The organism is Paucibacter sediminis (assembly GCF_030254645.1).
GTDB classification, from domain to species: domain Bacteria; phylum Pseudomonadota; class Gammaproteobacteria; order Burkholderiales; family Burkholderiaceae_C; genus Paucibacter_B; species Paucibacter_B sediminis.
Map to the genome: position 1 here is coordinate 4,780,749 of NZ_CP116346.1, position 14,610 is coordinate 4,795,358.

A 14,610-nucleotide genomic window follows, 5' to 3' on the forward strand; every position below is an offset into this window, starting at 1 on the left:
ATCAAAGCAGCGCCAGGCGCTGCAGCAACCAACAGCTCGACACTGCACCCAGCGCATAGGCTGGCACGCGAGCGGCCCAGCGGGGCCAGCTCTTGCGCGCCCGCATCAGCCCCCGCCAGGCCAGCAGCACCGCGGCCAGGAACAGCAGCTGCCCGGCCTCGACGCCCAGATTGAAAAGCGCCAGCGCGAGCGGGATCTCGCCGGCGGGCAGGCCCAGCTCGGCGAGCGCGCCGGCAAAGCCGAAGCCATGCAGGAGCCCGAAGGCCAGCGCCACCAGCCAGGGCCGCCGCGCCGCCAGACCCGGCGCCGGGCGCGAGAGCTCGCGCGCCACGAACACGATGGAGAGGGCGATCGCCGCCTCCACCGGCGCGCCCGGTACCTGCACAAGCCCCAGCGCCGCGGCCGCCAGCGTGACGCTGTGCGCCAGCGTGAAGGCGGTGACGGTGCGCAGCAGCGGCAGCGCGCGGCGCACCAGCAGCAGCAGCGCGAGCACGAACAGCAGGTGGTCGGTGCCGCCCAGGATGTGCTCGACCCCGAGGCCGAAATAGGCAGGCGCAGGCGGCGCCGCCTGCGCCTGCGCGGGCAGCACCCAGGCCGGCGCGCGCGGGCTCAGCAGCTGGCTGAGCGCAGGGCCGTTGGCGGGCTCGATGCGCAGCAGCAGGTCAATCTGGGTGGCGGCCAGGCCCTCGACGGCGATGCTGTCGCCCGGCGCCAGCCGGCAGGCCACGCCTCGCCAATCCAGCTGGCGCGCCGCCGGCAGCAGCCGTTCGGCGGGCTCGGGCAAGGCCGCGCAATGCGCCGGCAGCCGCGGCCGCAGCGCCGGCGGCCGGCCCTGCGCGGCGGGGATGCGCAGCGTGAGGTCCCACACAGCCGGGCCGCGCTCCTGCAGGCTCAGCGCCGCGGGCAGGGTCTCATGCGCCCGCGCCGCGCCGGCCAGGCACAGCAGCGCAAGACAAAGAATGCCAAGCCAGCGCTTCATGGCAGCGCCGGCAGGCTGATGCGGTAGCGCTCGCGCAGCCGCGCATAGGCGGCATCGCGGGCCTCGCGCTGGCTGGCCTCGGCCCAATCGCGCAGCACCTGCTCGCGCAGCGCCTCGAAGCTGGGCGCTTGCACCGCGCTCACGCGCAGGCTGTGGCGCCCCAGCGGCGATGCGATCGGCTCGGACCATGCGCCGGGTGTCAGCGTGGCCACGCGCGCGGCCACGGCGGCGCCGAACTCGGCCGTGATGCGCGCCGCATCGGCCTGGTCCAGGCGCGCCGGGCCGAGCACGCGGCCGTCGACGACGCGCTGCTCCAGCGTCCAGCGCGTGGCATCGGCATAGCGCTGCGCGTGCGCGTCATACCAGGCGCGCAGCCGCGCCTCCCCGGGCGCCTGCAGATCGCCCTGGGCCAGGAACTCCATCTTCTGCGCCAGACGCCGGCGTATCACCACATCGTCGCGGTCCAGACCCTGGGCCAGGGCCTCGCGGTAGAGAAGCTCCTCGCGCAGCTGCGCCTGCAGCAAGCCATCCAGCTGGGCCGCATCGGGTTCGCGCCCCCATTGCTTGCGCGCCATCGCACGCAGGCGCTCGAGGTCCTGCGCATCGATCGCAATGCGCTGCGGGTCGCGCCACGCCTGCAACCAGGCATGCAGGCCGAACAGCAGCGCGCCAGCCAGCAGGAAGTGCAGCAGGGGCTCGGCGCACAAGCGGGACCAGGCGCTGGTGCTTTTTTCCTTCATGCGGGGGGCCTTGCTCAGGGGTGATGGGCCGCATGATGGTGTTCATCGCCGCCATCGGCACGTGCCCCGGCTGCCATGCGCCAGTCAGATTCCGACAGACTCTGGAAAACCCTGCGCATCTGGCTATGCTGCGGCATGGTTCGCCCATCCTGCCCGCCCCGCCCATGGCCCCGCTTGCGCCCCGCCCTGCTGGCCTTCTGCCTGGGGGCGTGCTGGCAGCTTGCCCCGGCCAACCCGGCGCGCGAGCTGACCGCCTGTATCTCCGACCTGGCCTTCGCGCCGGTGAGCTACCCGGATCGCGAAGGCCGGCACCAGTACCTGCTGCGCGAGGCGGCCGAGCGCCTGGGGCTGCGCATACGTTTTGCGGTGGAACCACGCCAGCGCTGCGTGGAGAGTGTGGCCGCCGGGCGCTACGACTGGCTGGCGGCTGCCGTCGACACGCCCAGCCTGCGTGCGCGGCTGGCCTACCCGATGCACGGCCAGCAGGTCGACGTGCGCCGCGCCCTGACGCAGCTGCAGGTGGTCTTTCTCGCACCGGTGGGTGGCACGGCCAGCTGGGACGGGCAGCGCCTCAGCGGGCTGCGCGGCCCGCTGCTCTACCGCAATGGCCATCTGGCGGCGCGGGACTGGGCTGCCGAGCGGGGCGTCGAGGCCTTTGCCTCGGTCGCCACCGTGAACATGGCGCGCATGCTGCTGGCCGGCCGTGCCGGACTGGCCATGCTGCCCGGCAACGAGGCCGACGCGCTGCTGACCCAGCCCGAGTTCGCCGGGCGCCTGCAGCGCCTGCAGCCGCCCGTGTTCGAGGCGGTATTGTTCGCGGTGGCGAGCCCCGCCTATCTCCAGACGCACCGGGACGAGGCCGAGGCGATCTGGACGGCGATGGCACAAGGGCGGCGCTCGGCGGAGTTCCGCCGCATCGAGCGCCGCTTCGACTGAGGCGCGCTCAGAAGGGTTTCTTCACCGTCTTGTCGCCATGGCCCAGGAACAGCGCCAGCGAGAGGTGCTGGACGATGTTGCCGTAGGGCGGATAGAACAGCGAGATCGGGAAGAAGCGGTGGCGCTTGAACACGGTGCGCGCATGCGAGAGCTCGCGGAAGCCCTCCTCGCCGTGGTAGTTGCCCATGCCCGAGTTGCCCACGCCGCCGAAGGGCGCGTCGTGGTTCACCACATGCCAGGCCCAATCGTTGATGGTGACGCCGCCCGAGTGGGTGCGCGCCAGCAGCTCGCCGCGCGCCTTCACGTCATGGCTGAAGGCATAGAGGGCCAGCGGCCGCGGGCGGTTCTGGATGTATTCGATCGCCTCGTCCAGGCTGTCGTAGGGCACGATGGGCAGGATGGGGCCGAAGATCTCCTCGCGCATCAGCGCCATCTCGGCACTCACGCCGGTGACGATGTGCAGCGGCTGCTGGCGGCCCTGGCCATCCAGGGCACCGCAGACATCGATGCCGGCGCCCTTGGCGCGGGCATCGTCGAGCAGGCCTTCGATGCGCGCCGCATGGCGCTCGCTGGCGATCGCGGTGTAGTCGCTGCTGCCGGCGGTCTGGCCCTTGTAGAGGGCGGCGAAGCTCTTCTTCAGCTCCAGCACGAAGGCGCCGACCTTGGCGCGCGGCACCAGGGCGTAATCGGGCGCCACGCAGACCTGGCCGCAGTTGACGCCCTTGCCATGGGCGATGCGGTAGGCGGCGTCGGCGATCGAGTAATCGTTCAGCACCACCGCCGGCGACTTGCCGCCCAGCTCCAGCGTTACCGGGGTCAGGTTTTGCGCCGCCTGCGCCATCACCAGCTTGCCCACCGCGGGCGAGCCGGTGAAGACGATGTGGTTGAAGGGCAGCGAGCTGAAGGCATTCGGGTCGGCCAGCTCGGCGCCGATCAGGGCCACATGGTCCTCGTCGAACACCTCGGCCAGCATGGCCTTGAGCGTGGCATTGGTGGCCGGCGTGGTCTCGGGCATCTTGATCATGACGCGGTTGCCGGCCGCCAGCGCCGTCACCAGCGGGCCCAGCGAGAGGTAGACCGGGAAGTTCCAGGTCGCGATCACGCCCACCACGCCCTTGGGCTGGTATTCCACCTTGAGGCTGTTGCTGGCGAACAGCAGCTCGGGCCAACGCTTGCTGGCCCTCATCCAGCGGCCCAGATGGGTGATGGCGTGGTTGGCCTCCAGCGTGGTGGTCAGCAGGTCCAGCATCTTGGTCTCGGCCGGCGCGCGCTGGCCGAAGTCCTGCGCGATCGCCTCGCAGAGCAGGTCCTGGTAGCGGCTCAGCTGGCGCTTGAGCGCCTTCAGATGCTCGCGGCGCTGCGCCGCGCTGGGCTTCGTGTGCTTCAGAAAAGCCTGCTGCTGGCGGGCGAACAGGTCGGCCACCTGCAGGGCCGCGATGTCGTGTCTGTCATTCATGCGCGTCTCCGGGATCAATGTTTCTTGGCCAGCTTGTGCGCCTTGGCCCAGACGATGGCCCAGGTGATGGCGAACGAGACCAGCATGGCGGTGAGGCTCAGCTGGCTGGCTTCGCCCGCGATGTCCCAGCCCATCAGCCAGGTGTAGATGGGCGTGGGCATGCGGTGTTCGTCGTAGGCCGGGGCGATGCCCAGAGCGGCGATGCCGCAGGCCAGCGCGAAGCGCGGCCCGTCCTTGAACCAGAGCGCGCCGAAATGGTGGAACAGCTTGCCCAGCAGGATGAAGGGCAGGCCCAGCACCAGCAGCAGCGGGTTCATCAGCAGCGTGATGACGAGGTAGACGAGGAATTCTTGGAAGTCCATGAGAAGCTCCTGCTTAGTTGCCGGCGTCCGGATAGAGGCAGATGAAGGAGGCGCGGCCGCCCTCGATGCCATAGGCCGGCAGGTTCGACGAGGACGAGCAGATGCCGCCGTCCTTGGCGAACACCAGATCGCGCAGCCAGGTCACCCGCGTCGGCATCGGGTAGCTGGCGAACTGCTTGGCCTTGGGGTCGAAGCGGAAGATGCGGTCCGACATGTTCGAGGTGATCCAGACCTCCTGGGTCTTGGGATGCACGGCCAGCGCATAGGGCACCTCGTACTCGTTGTGCGCCAGCAGCGGCAGCTTGAAGGTCTCGAAGGTCTTGCTGCGGGTGTCGAACTTCATCACGCCCGACTCGTCGAAGGCCGGGATCCAGAGGTTGCCGCTGGCATCGAAGCGCAGCCGGCGCGGGCCCTTCAGCGGCGTGTCGAACTCCTGCACCTGCAGGGTCTTGGGGTCGATGCGGCCGATCTTGTGGGCATAGAGCTTGGCGTACCAGATCGAGCCGTCGACCGGGTTGACGTCGATGCCATAGGGGAAGGCAAAGGCCTCGCGGCCCTGGTTGGCCCAGCGATGGTGCGACACGCCCATCTGCAGGTTCTTCTCGGGGAACCAGGCGGCGATCTTCAGCACATAGGGGAAGAAGATGTCCGACACGCCGCGCCAGAAGCCGTTGTGCGGCAACGAGAGGATGGTGAACTTCTCGGTCTTGGGGTCGAAGCGGCCGACCTCGTTGGAGGCCACGATGGTGAACCAGACGATGCCCTCCTTGTCGATGCGCACGGTGTGCGGATAGAGGTGGGTGCGCCCCATCTCGTAGAGCTTGATGGCCTTGGTGACCGGGTCGAAGGAACCCAGGCTGGACGAGAGCGCGTTGGTGAACCAGAAGCGCCCGTCCTTGGCCTGGGCCATCGAATGCGGGCCATGCTTGCCGGTGAACACGCCGATCGGCAGCTGCACGCCGGCGAACACGCCGCCCTTGGGCAGGTCGACGTCGGGCAGCTTGTGCTCGCTGACCTTGCCGCTGGCGCGGTCCAACTCCCAGATCACGTCGTGGCCCTCGTCGACGCCGTAGAGCCGCTCGTCCTCGCCGACATCGGCGTCATGGATGAAGCTCATGCCATCGCCCACCACCCATTCCTTCACCTTGGCCTTGGTCAGGCCGGCGTGGAACAAATGGGTCTGCACGGCGGCCACCGGCTTGCCGTCGAAGCCCTGGGCCAGCACCTTGGTGATGTCCTTGGCCTCCCTGGGCGTGAGCATGCCGAAGTAGCCCTCCATGCGCTTGACCGTCTCGGCCCAGGCCTTCGGGTCCTTGGGTGCGCGCGTCAGCTCATTGCCCATCTGGTGGCAGTAATTGCACTGGCTGATGAAGGCCGAGCGGCTGTCCACGCTCTGCCAGGGCAGCTTGGTGAGCTGGGCCGAGGCGCTCAGGCTGGCCGAGAGTTCGGCGGCGACGCCATGGCGCGCCAGCGTGAACACCTGCTTGAGTTCGGCCGGGCCGGCCGGCAGGTCCAGCGCCAGGCTCTCGTCCTTGTAATAGGGCGCACGCGCGCGCAGATTGACCTTGCCGCTGAAGTCCACCGTCAGCGCGTAGCGGCCCTGCTCGTCGGTGTAGACGGTGTCGCGGCGCTCCTGCTTGGCGTCGATGGCGGTGACCATGACGCCCGCCAGGGGCTTGCCCTCGCTCGTCACCGTGCCGCTGAGGGTGGCCGCCTGCGCTTGCGCCAGCAGCAGCGCGCTCAGGCTCAGTTTCAGGCTCAGGCCTATGCTTGTCTTCATACCGTTGCTCCTTGCAGCAGGTGATCCTGGAACTGCTCGCGCAGCTTGTTCTTCTGCATCTTGCCGGTGGCGCCGAGCGGAATCGCGTCGACGAAAAGCACGTCGTCGGGGGTCCACCATTTGGCGATGCGGCCCTCGTAGTGCCGCAGCAGCTCCTGCTTGCTGAGCGCGGCGCCGGGTTTCTTCACCACCACCAGCAGCGGGCGCTCGTCCCACTTGGCATGCCTGGCGGCGATGCAGGCGGCCATCGCCACGGCCGGATGCGACATGGCGATGTTCTCCAGATCGATCGAGCCGATCCATTCGCCGCCGCTCTTGATCACGTCCTTGGCGCGGTCGGTGATCTGCATGAAGCCCTGGGCGTCGATATGGGCCACATCGCCGGTGGGGAACCAGCCGTCCAGCAGCGCATCGCCACCCTCGCCCTTCAGGTACTGGCTCAGCACCCAGGGGCCGCGCACCAGCAGCTCGCCGCTGCTCTTGCCGTCCCAGGGCAGCTCGGCACCGTCCTCGCCCACCACCTTCATGTCGACGCCGAAGATGGCGCGGCCCTGCTTGGCCTGCACCGCATAGCGCTGCTCGGCATCCAGCTGCTGCTGCGCGGGCTTGAGGGTGCAGACCGTGCCCAGCGGGCTCAGCTCGGTCATGCCCCAGGCATGCAGCACCTCGACGCCGTACTTTTCCTGGAAGCTGCGCAGCATCGCCGGCGGGCAGGAGGAGCCGCCGATGACGGTGCGGCGCATGGTGCTGAAGTGCAGCTGCTGCGCCTCGACATGGGCCAGCAGGCCCTGCCAGACCGTGGGCACGCCGGCCGAGACGGTGACGCGCTCGGCCTCGAACAGCTCGTGCAGGCTCTTGCCGTCCAGGCCCGGGCCGGGGAACACCAGCTTGGCGCCCACCATGCAGGCCACATAGGGCAGGCCCCAGGCGTTGACGTGGAACATCGGCACCACCGGCAGGATGACGTCGCGCGCCGAGCAGTTCAGTGCATCGGGCAGGGCCGCGGCATAGCTGTGCAGCACGGTGGAGCGGTGGCTGTAGAGCACGCCCTTGGGGTTGCCCGTGGTGCCACTGGTGTAGCAAAGGCCGGAGGCGTGGTTCTCGTCGAACAGCGGCCAGGCGTAATCATCGTCCTGCGCCTCGACCAGTTCCTCGTAGCAAAGCAGGTTCGCCACCTTGCTGTCCGCCGGCATATGGGCGCGATCGCTCATCAGCACGAAATGCTTGACGCCCGGCAACTGGGCGGCCACCGCCTCCACCAGCGGCAGAAAGCTCAGGTCGAAGCACAGCACCTGGTCCTCCGCATGGGCGGCGATCCAGGCCAGCTGCTCGGGATGCAGGCGCGGGTTCAGGGTATGCAGCACCGCGCCGCTGCCCGAGACCGCGTAGTACAGCTCCATATGGCGGTAGGTATTCCAGGCCAGCGTGCCGACGCGTGCGCCCTCCCCCACGCCCAGCGCCCGCAGGGCCTTGGCGAGGCGGCGCGCGCGCGCGGCCAGTTCCTTGAAACGGTAGCGGTGGATGTCGCCCTCGCAGCGGCGGCTGACGACTTCCTGCTCGGCGTGATGCCGCTCGGCATGGCGCAGCAGGGATGAGATCAGCAGCGGCTGCTGCATCATGAGTCCGTTCATATCAAGCGGCTTTCTTGCGGATGTGTTGATCGTTCAGAAGGAAATGCGAGAGCGCCGGGATCAGCACCAGGGCGCCGACCATGTTCCAGACGAACATAAAGGTCAGCAGCACGCCCATATCGGCCTGGAACTTGATCGGCGAGAAGGCCCAGGTGATCACACCGGCGGCGAGCGTCACACCCACCAGCGCGACCACGCGGCCGGTGAACAGCACGGCGTCGCCATAGGCCTCGGCCAGCGTGAGCCCGCGGCGCTGGCCGGCCAGCTGCACCGAGAGCAGGTAGAGCGCGTAGTCCACGCCGATGCCCACACCCAGCGCGATCACCGGCAGCGTCGCCACCTTCACGCCCATGCCCAGCCACACCATCAGAGCCTCGCAGAGGATGGAGGTCAGCACCAGGGGCAGCACCGCCACCACGGTGGCGCGCCAGCTGCGGAAGGTGATCAGGCACAGCGCGATCACCGCCGCGTAGACGTAGAGCAGCATGGTGGTGTTGGCCTGCTTCACGACGATGTTGGTGGCGGCCTCGATGCCGGCGCCGCCGGCCACCGGCAGCAGCTGCAGACGGGCCGGGTCGGTGGGATGCTCGGCGATGAAGCGCTCCACCGTGGCCAGCGCGCTCGAGAGCGTGGCGGCCTTGTGGTCGGCCAGGAAGGCCACCAGCGGCATCACCGAGCATTCGGTGTTGAACATGTCGGGGTTGTTCACCGAGGCCTGCTGGGCGCCGTAGTTCAGCACGTCCTGGTTGCGGCTGACGGTGAGCCACTTGGGGTTGCCCTCGAAGCTGCCGGCGGTGATCTGGCGCACCACGTCCTGCAGGCCCAGGGTCATGCGCACCTGGGGCAGCTGCTGCAGCTCCCAGGCGAGCTGGTCCACCAGCTCGAGGGTCTCGTACTTCAGGCAGCCCTCGGGCGGCGTCTTCACGATCACCGCGAACACATCGCTGGAGAGCGCGTAATGCCCGCTCACATAGGCGTTGTCGCGGTTGTAGCGCGACTGCGGGCGCAGCTCGGGCGCGCCGGGGTCGAGGTCGCCGATCTGCAGGCGCTGGCTCAGCACGAAGCCGCCCACACCCAGCGCCAGCGCCGCCAGCACGGTGGTGGCGGCCCAGCTGCGGCGCGCCGCGAAGTGATCGAGCCAGACCCACAGGCCGCGGTGGCCGGCGAGCTGGCGCTGCTCCAGCTCCAGCGTGCGGCGCGCCGCCTGCGCACCGACGCCGACAAAGCTCAAGAGCACCGGCAGCAGCAGCAGATTGGTGAACACCAGCACCGCCACGCCGATGCTGGCGGTGATGGCCAGCTCGCGTATCACCGGGATCGGGATCAGCACCAGCACCGCAAAGCCCACCGCGTCGGCCAGCAGCGCGGTGACGCCGGCCAGGAAGAGGCGGCGGAAGGTGTAGCGTGCGGCCACCAGGCGGTGCGTGCCGCGCGCGATGTCCTGCATGATGCCGTTCATCTTCTGCGCGCCATGGCTCACGCCGATGGCGAACACCAGAAAGGGCACCAGCATCGAATAGGGGTCCAGCTCCAGGCCGAACAGCGCCAGCAGGCCGATCTGCCAGACCACCGCGATCAGCGAGCAGGCCAGCACCAGCGCGGTGGAGCGCGCGCAGCGCGTGTAGCCGTAGAGCAGCGCTCCGGCGATGACGATGGCGATGCCGAAGTACAGCGCCACCTGCACGAGGCCGTCGAGCAGGTCGCCGACGATCTTGGCGAAACCGATGATGTGAACCTTGAGCCCCTGGGCCTCGTACTTGGCGCGCAGCTGGTCGAGGTCGTGGCCCAGCTGCCAGTAGTTGATGCGGCTGCCATCGGGCCGGCGCTCCAGCAGGGGCAGCACGATGGCGCTGCTCTTCAGGTCGTTGGAGACCAGGCTGCCGACCAGGTTGGCACGCGAGACGTTCAGGCGCAGCTGCTCGATGCTGGCGGGCGAGCCGTCGAAGCCATCGGGCATCACCGCGCCGCCGTTGAAGCCCTCCTCCGTCACCTCGGTCCAGCGCACCGCCGGCATCCAGATCGATTTGACCCAGGCGCGGTCCACGCCGGCGCTCAGGAACAGCTCGTCGTTGAGATGCTTGAGCGCGTCCAGGTACTTGACGTCGAACACCGTGCCATTGCCCAGGCCGGGGTTCTCGACCACGATGCGCAGCTGGTTGCCCATGCCGCGCAGCTCCTGGCGGTGTTGCAGGAAGTTCTGGATATAGGGATGACCGGTGGGGATCATCTTCTCGAAGCTGGCGTTGAGCGTCACGCGCGTGCACATGAAGCCCAGCAGCAGGGTCGCCAGCGCGCACAGCAGCAGCATGCTGCGGCGGCGGTTGAACACCGCACGCTCCAGCCAGTTGCCGGAATGGCGCGGGAAGTCGGCCAGGTCATGGATGACCGGCATTTCGGTGGAGGTGGTGCTGATCGCCATCTTGTATGTTCAGTCTTTGGGCAGCGGCAGGCTGCGCAGGCCGCGCGCGCCGCCCAGCAGCAGCCGCGTGGGCGTGGCGGCCAGGGCCGCCAGTGGCAGGGTCTCGGGCAGGGCCACGCGCCGGAAGCTCTGCGCGCCGTCGCGGCTCAGCGCCACGCTGCCGGTCTGGTCGGCCAGCCAGAGTTCCTGCGCGGCGCCGCGGCTCGCCGCAGTGATGCTGGCCTGCAGCGGGGTGTCGAGGCGGGTCCAGGTCTTGCCTGCGTCGCGCGTGGCATGGGCATGGCCGCGCATGCCATAGGCGATCAGGGTGTCGCCGGCATCGAGCAGGCCGAAGAAGCTGCCCTGGTAGCCGCCGTCCAGCGCCACGAAGCGCTGCTGCGCGGCATCCAGCCTGAGCAGCAGGCCGGCCTCGCCGGCGATGTAGAGGCTGCCGCGATGCGGGCGGATGGCGTAGAGATTGAGCAGGCGCGGGTTGTCCGTGCGTTCGAACCAGGGGGTCCAGGTCTTGCCCGCGTCGGCGGTGTGCAGGATCAGGTTGTAGGCGCCCACCACGAAGCCCTCGTCGGCGCTGCTGAAGAACAGATCGAGAAAAGGTTTGTCGGGCCCCGCCTCGGCATTGCGCTGCGCCTCGGCCAGCAGGCGTTCACGCACCTCGGAGGCCGGCAGGGATTGCAGATGCTTGAGCAAGAGGCTGTTGGCCTGGCGGCCGTCGAGCTTGAGGCTCCAGCTGGTGCCGCCATCGCTGCTGGCCAGCACCACGCCGTCGTGGCCCACCGCATAGCCCTGCTTCGCATCGACGAACTGCAGCGCGGTGAGATCGGAGGCGACCGGCACGCGCGCCTGGGTCCAGCCCTGGCCGCCGTCGTCGGAATAGGCGATATGGCCGCGCTGGCCCACCGCCACCAGGCGCTGCGGGCCGGCCGCAGCGATCGCGGTGACGAGGCGCTGGCTCAGCAGCGCCGTGGCGCGCGCCGGGCGCGCCAGCGGGTCGGCCTGGGCGGGGGGCTGCAGGGCCAGCAGCAGGGCGGCGAGTATCAGGGTTTGTTTATGCATGGCAATAGGTGGGGCGCAACCGGCAAGGTAGGTATTTCAGGAAGGAGACACCGGCCGCGCCCCGAAACCATCAGCGAATGCCGGCGCCGGCGAGCGCCTCGCTGGACCACTGCCCCGCGGGCAGCGCGTCGATGAACTTCATGCCCACCTTGTAGGCACCCAGCAGGCCGGAGACGTTGTAGCCACCGCCGACAAAGTCGTAGAACACCTGGGCCGAGGCCGAGGGGCTGGGCAGGTCGTAGCCGGGCGTCATGAAGGCGAAGCCGGAGCGGTAGAGCTGGCCGCGCGCGTCGTACTGGTCGGAGGCGATCGCGAACCAGCTGTCCTCGTCGATGTAGAAGTTGCGCTTGGCGTAGATGTGGCGCTTGCCTTCCTTGAGCGTGGCCTCGACCACCCAGACGCGGTGCAGCTCCCAGCGCACATGGTCGGGGTTCAGGTGGCCCGGCGTGGTGGCGGCATAGGGGTCGGCCGCGTAGGTGAGCTTGTAGTTGTTGTAGGGCACCAGCATCTCGCGCTTGCCGACCAGCTTCCAGTCGTAGCGGTCCAGCGCGCCGTTGAAGACCCAGGCGTCGTCATAGGTCGAGGCGCCGGCGGCGCCGGGGTTGGGCGTGTCGTAGGCGATGTCGGGTGCGAGCTTGACGCGGCGCTGGCCGGGCAGGTACTGCCAGGCCTTGCGGTTGTTCTTCATCGGGTTGATGTAGTCCTGCGCCAGCACGCCCTCGCCGGCCCGGCGCGCCGGTGCGGTGTAGGCGATCTTGGTACGGAAGTAGACGTCGCTGTCGGCCGACACCGCGCTGCGCTTGGGGTCGTAGAAGGGATATTCGACATTGATCTGGCCGCTGGTGGCCAGCACCGCCTTGCCCGAGGAGTCGACGTTGATCGAGTCGTACTGCGTGTAGTAGCTGTGGCCGTTGAAGCGCAGCAGATGGTTCCACATCACCTCCTGCCCGGTCTTGGGGATGGGGAACGGGATGCCGGCGTAGGTGCCCTCCACGCCCAGGCCGCCGTCGGTGGTCTTTACCGAGGTGGCGTTCTTGATGGTGTTGTCGATCACGTACTTGGGATAGGCGGCGCTGCGGTGCGAGGGATAGACGTCGATGCGCATGTCGGGAAAGCGCTTCAGCAACTCCCTGGCGCCCGCGGTCAGCTTGGCCTCGTGCTTGGCGGCATCGCCGGCCTTGATCGAATACAGCGGCTTCTCGGCCGCGAAGGGGTCGGGGCGCAGGCCCGAGCCCTTCTGGTAGCCGGCCGGCAGCGCGGTAAGGCCGCCGGTGTAGTCGGGGATGCTCTTGTCGGCGTTGCCGGCCATCTCGGCGCCCATGGGCGTGAGGCTTGCGCCCAGCTTCTTGGCCTCGTCGGCGCTCACGGCGGCCTGGGCCTGGGCGGCGGCCAGCGCCAGCACGGCGCCGGCGATCAGATGCAGATTCGTCTTCTTGCTCATGGCTTGTCTCTCAGAAGGTGGTCTTGAAGGTCAGCAGCACATGGCCGCGATCGGACAGCAGGGCCGGCGTGCCGTTGGGCACGTTCATGGCGCCGTTGGCCAGCTGGCTGTAGTCGCCATAGAAGCCCACATAGCGCAGCGCCAGGTTGTATTTGCCCTGGATGTCGGCGGCTAGGCCCAGCGAGAAGGAGCCCGAGTCCTTGTTGCCGCCCGACACCACGGCCGAGTTGCCCTTGATGCCGGCCGACCAGGACAGCGGCAGGCTCAGGTCCACGCTGGGCAAGACCTGGTACCAGGTGGGCACGAAGTTGATGCCCAGGCCGACAAAGTTCTTGCTTGCCGCGTCGATATTGGCCGGGTTGGACGCATAGGCCGCGCCACCCTTGAAGACGGCGGCGTTCTGGGTCACCTTGGTCCAGGTGTTGTAGACCGCCTCGGCCTGCCAGATCGCGCTGTCGAACAGCGCCGTCTTGGGCAGGGAGCCGATCAGCGCCAGCACGCCGTGCACGGTGTTGCCGCGCGCGCCGGGGGCATCGTCGGTGACCGCCGTGCTGGCCAATTGGCCGGCGGCCGGGTTGGCGATCTTGGCCGGCAGCAGGGTCACCGGCGCGCTCTGCAGCGGCATGTTGCGGCGGTAGCTCAGCTCGGCGCCGACGCTCACGCCCGCGATATTGCGCGACAGGCTGAGGCCCAGGATGTCGATGTCACGGCCATAGTAGGCGCGGTACTGGCCGATCTGACCCGACAGGATCTGCGGCACCGTGGCGGCGGCCGGGTTCACATAGCAGGTGGTGGGCGCCAGGGCCGTGAAGCCCAGCGCGCCGCAGGTGGCGGCGGGCAAGGCGGCCACCGCCGGCGCCACGCTCAGCTGCGGCTGGATGTCGGCGGTGCGGCGCAGGTAGAGGCCGGCCGTGCCGTCCAGCCACTCGGGGCTCCAGCGCGCCATCAGGCCCCAGTCACCGGTCTTCTTGGGCGTGCCCATGGCGCCCTGCAGCATGCGCTGGTTGGGGCCCACCACCAGGCTGTCGCCGCCCTTGAGCAGGCCGTCGTTGACGGTCAGGAAGGTGCCGGCCTCGGGGTAGCGCGCGGCCTCCCAATCGAAGAAGGTCTGCGCCGCCAGGGTCAGCTCGGGCGTGGCCACCAGCTGCGCGCTGAGCGAGTTGCGCGGCCGGAACAGCTCCTTGATCTCGATGCCCGGCGTGGCCAGGGCCTTCCACAGGTCCAGCGAATACTGGCCGTAGGAGATGCCGTGGATGGCGCCACCGCCCAGCAGGCTCTCGCCCCAGTAGACGGTATGGCGGCCGGCGCGCAGCGTCAGCGGCATGTCGGCGACATCAGCGTTGGCGAACACGAAGGCATCCAGGAATTCGCCCGAGGCGCCCTTGGCAAAGCGGCTGGCATAGGGCGAGAGCGCGCCGGCCACCGGCTTGCCGCCCACCAGGGTGTTGGCGGTGGCGGTGGAGGTGCCGTCCAGGCTGCGGTAGGCGGCGTCGTACCAGCCGGCGGCGCTGAGGCGCGCTCCGAAGCGCTTGTTCCACACCAGATCGGCCTCGCTCAGCAGATCCAGACGGTTGGCCACCAGCTTGCCCTTGGCGAAGTTGCGGTCGCCATCGTCCTGGTTGGGGTTGCCAAGAATGGCGGCATCCTGCGGCTCGACACGGCTGCCGAGGTTGTAGCGCAGCGTGGTATCCCAGCGCAGCACCAGATCGGCGTTGCCGGTGTCGATTTCAAAGGCATGCAGCGTGCCACTGGCGAACAGGGCCGCCGCGGCAAGGCCGAGCGCGGTCACGCGCATCTGGGCTGGACGATTCAT

General features: G+C 68.9%; 9 protein-coding genes and 1 pseudogene. 1 reads left to right on the plus strand and 9 read right to left on the minus strand.

The features are described from left to right. Nucleotide 1 precedes the first annotated feature (1 nt). The gene (locus PFX98_RS22185) at nucleotides 2–979 is read right to left on the minus strand and encodes a HupE/UreJ family protein (RefSeq protein WP_285232652.1); all 978 of its coding nucleotides are present in this window, start codon (nucleotides 977–979) and stop codon (nucleotides 2–4) included. Further along, nucleotides 976–1,719, minus strand: coding sequence for a peptidylprolyl isomerase (locus PFX98_RS22190; protein ID WP_285232654.1), 744 nt, complete (start codon nucleotides 1,717–1,719; stop codon nucleotides 976–978). The genes PFX98_RS22185 and PFX98_RS22190 overlap by 4 nt, the downstream gene beginning before the upstream one ends. A gap of 174 nt (nucleotides 1,720–1,893) precedes the next feature. Between PFX98_RS22190 and PFX98_RS22195 the strand changes: the two genes are divergently transcribed. Continuing rightward, nucleotides 1,894–2,655 carry a type 2 periplasmic-binding domain-containing protein gene (locus PFX98_RS22195; RefSeq protein WP_285232655.1) on the plus strand — a complete coding sequence of 254 codons (762 nt, stop codon included), beginning with the start codon at nucleotides 1,894–1,896 and terminating at the stop codon, nucleotides 2,653–2,655. Between the two features lie 7 nt (nucleotides 2,656–2,662). On the opposite strand, the gene PFX98_RS22200 is transcribed toward PFX98_RS22195, so the two are convergent. The 7 genes and pseudogenes from PFX98_RS22200 to PFX98_RS22235 all read right to left on the minus strand — a co-directional run bounded on the left by PFX98_RS22200 (nucleotide 2,663) and on the right by PFX98_RS22235 (nucleotide 14,610). Then, nucleotides 2,663–4,111 carry a coniferyl aldehyde dehydrogenase gene (locus tag PFX98_RS22200; RefSeq protein WP_285232656.1) on the minus strand — a complete coding sequence of 483 codons (1,449 nt, stop codon included), beginning with the start codon at nucleotides 4,109–4,111 and terminating at the stop codon, nucleotides 2,663–2,665. Between the two features lie 186 nt (nucleotides 4,112–4,297). Continuing rightward, nucleotides 4,298–6,253 (minus strand): annotated as a pseudogene (locus PFX98_RS22210) (carboxypeptidase regulatory-like domain-containing protein); the annotation flags it as partial. After that, nucleotides 6,250–7,884 carry a 3-(methylthio)propionyl-CoA ligase gene (locus PFX98_RS22215; RefSeq protein WP_285232659.1) on the minus strand — a complete coding sequence of 545 codons (1,635 nt, stop codon included), beginning with the start codon at nucleotides 7,882–7,884 and terminating at the stop codon, nucleotides 6,250–6,252. The gene PFX98_RS22215 and the pseudogene PFX98_RS22210, both read right to left, overlap by 4 nt. Nucleotide 7,885: 1 nt before the next feature. Then, a complete protein-coding gene (locus tag PFX98_RS22220; RefSeq protein ID WP_285232660.1) occupies nucleotides 7,886–10,303 on the minus strand; it encodes an efflux RND transporter permease subunit in 2,418 nt (805 codons plus the stop codon). Nucleotides 10,304–10,312: 9 nt separating this feature from the next. Further along, nucleotides 10,313–11,356: a WD40/YVTN/BNR-like repeat-containing protein gene (locus tag PFX98_RS22225; protein ID WP_285232661.1), complete on the minus strand. Its 1,044-nt coding sequence runs from the start codon at nucleotides 11,354–11,356 to the stop codon at nucleotides 10,313–10,315. 70 nt (nucleotides 11,357–11,426) lie between these two features. Then, the gene (locus PFX98_RS22230; protein ID WP_285232662.1) at nucleotides 11,427–12,797 is read right to left on the minus strand and encodes a DUF1329 domain-containing protein; all 1,371 of its coding nucleotides are present in this window, start codon (nucleotides 12,795–12,797) and stop codon (nucleotides 11,427–11,429) included. Between the two features lie 10 nt (nucleotides 12,798–12,807). Then, nucleotides 12,808–14,610: a DUF1302 domain-containing protein gene (locus PFX98_RS22235; protein WP_285232663.1), complete on the minus strand. Its 1,803-nt coding sequence runs from the start codon at nucleotides 14,608–14,610 to the stop codon at nucleotides 12,808–12,810.

What these genes read in the sequence shown, in the direction of transcription:
- PFX98_RS22185 (WP_285232652.1), bottom strand. Translation starts at nt 979, where the DNA reads ATGAAGCGCTGGCTTGGCATTCTTTGTCTTGCGCTGCTGTGCCTGGCC.
- PFX98_RS22190 (WP_285232654.1), bottom strand. Translation starts at nt 1,719, where the DNA reads ATGAAGGAAAAAAGCACCAGCGCCTGGTCCCGCTTGTGCGCCGAGCCC.
- PFX98_RS22200 (WP_285232656.1), bottom strand. Translation starts at nt 4,111, where the DNA reads ATGAATGACAGACACGACATCGCGGCCCTGCAGGTGGCCGACCTGTTC.
- PFX98_RS22215 (WP_285232659.1), bottom strand. Translation starts at nt 7,884, where the DNA reads ATGAACGGACTCATGATGCAGCAGCCGCTGCTGATCTCATCCCTGCTG.
- PFX98_RS22220 (WP_285232660.1), bottom strand. Translation starts at nt 10,303, where the DNA reads ATGGCGATCAGCACCACCTCCACCGAAATGCCGGTCATCCATGACCTG.
- PFX98_RS22225 (WP_285232661.1), bottom strand. Translation starts at nt 11,356, where the DNA reads ATGCATAAACAAACCCTGATACTCGCCGCCCTGCTGCTGGCCCTGCAG.
- PFX98_RS22230 (WP_285232662.1), bottom strand. Translation starts at nt 12,797, where the DNA reads ATGAGCAAGAAGACGAATCTGCATCTGATCGCCGGCGCCGTGCTGGCG.
- PFX98_RS22235 (WP_285232663.1), bottom strand. Translation starts at nt 14,610, where the DNA reads ATGAATCGTCCAGCCCAGATGCGCGTGACCGCGCTCGGCCTTGCCGCG.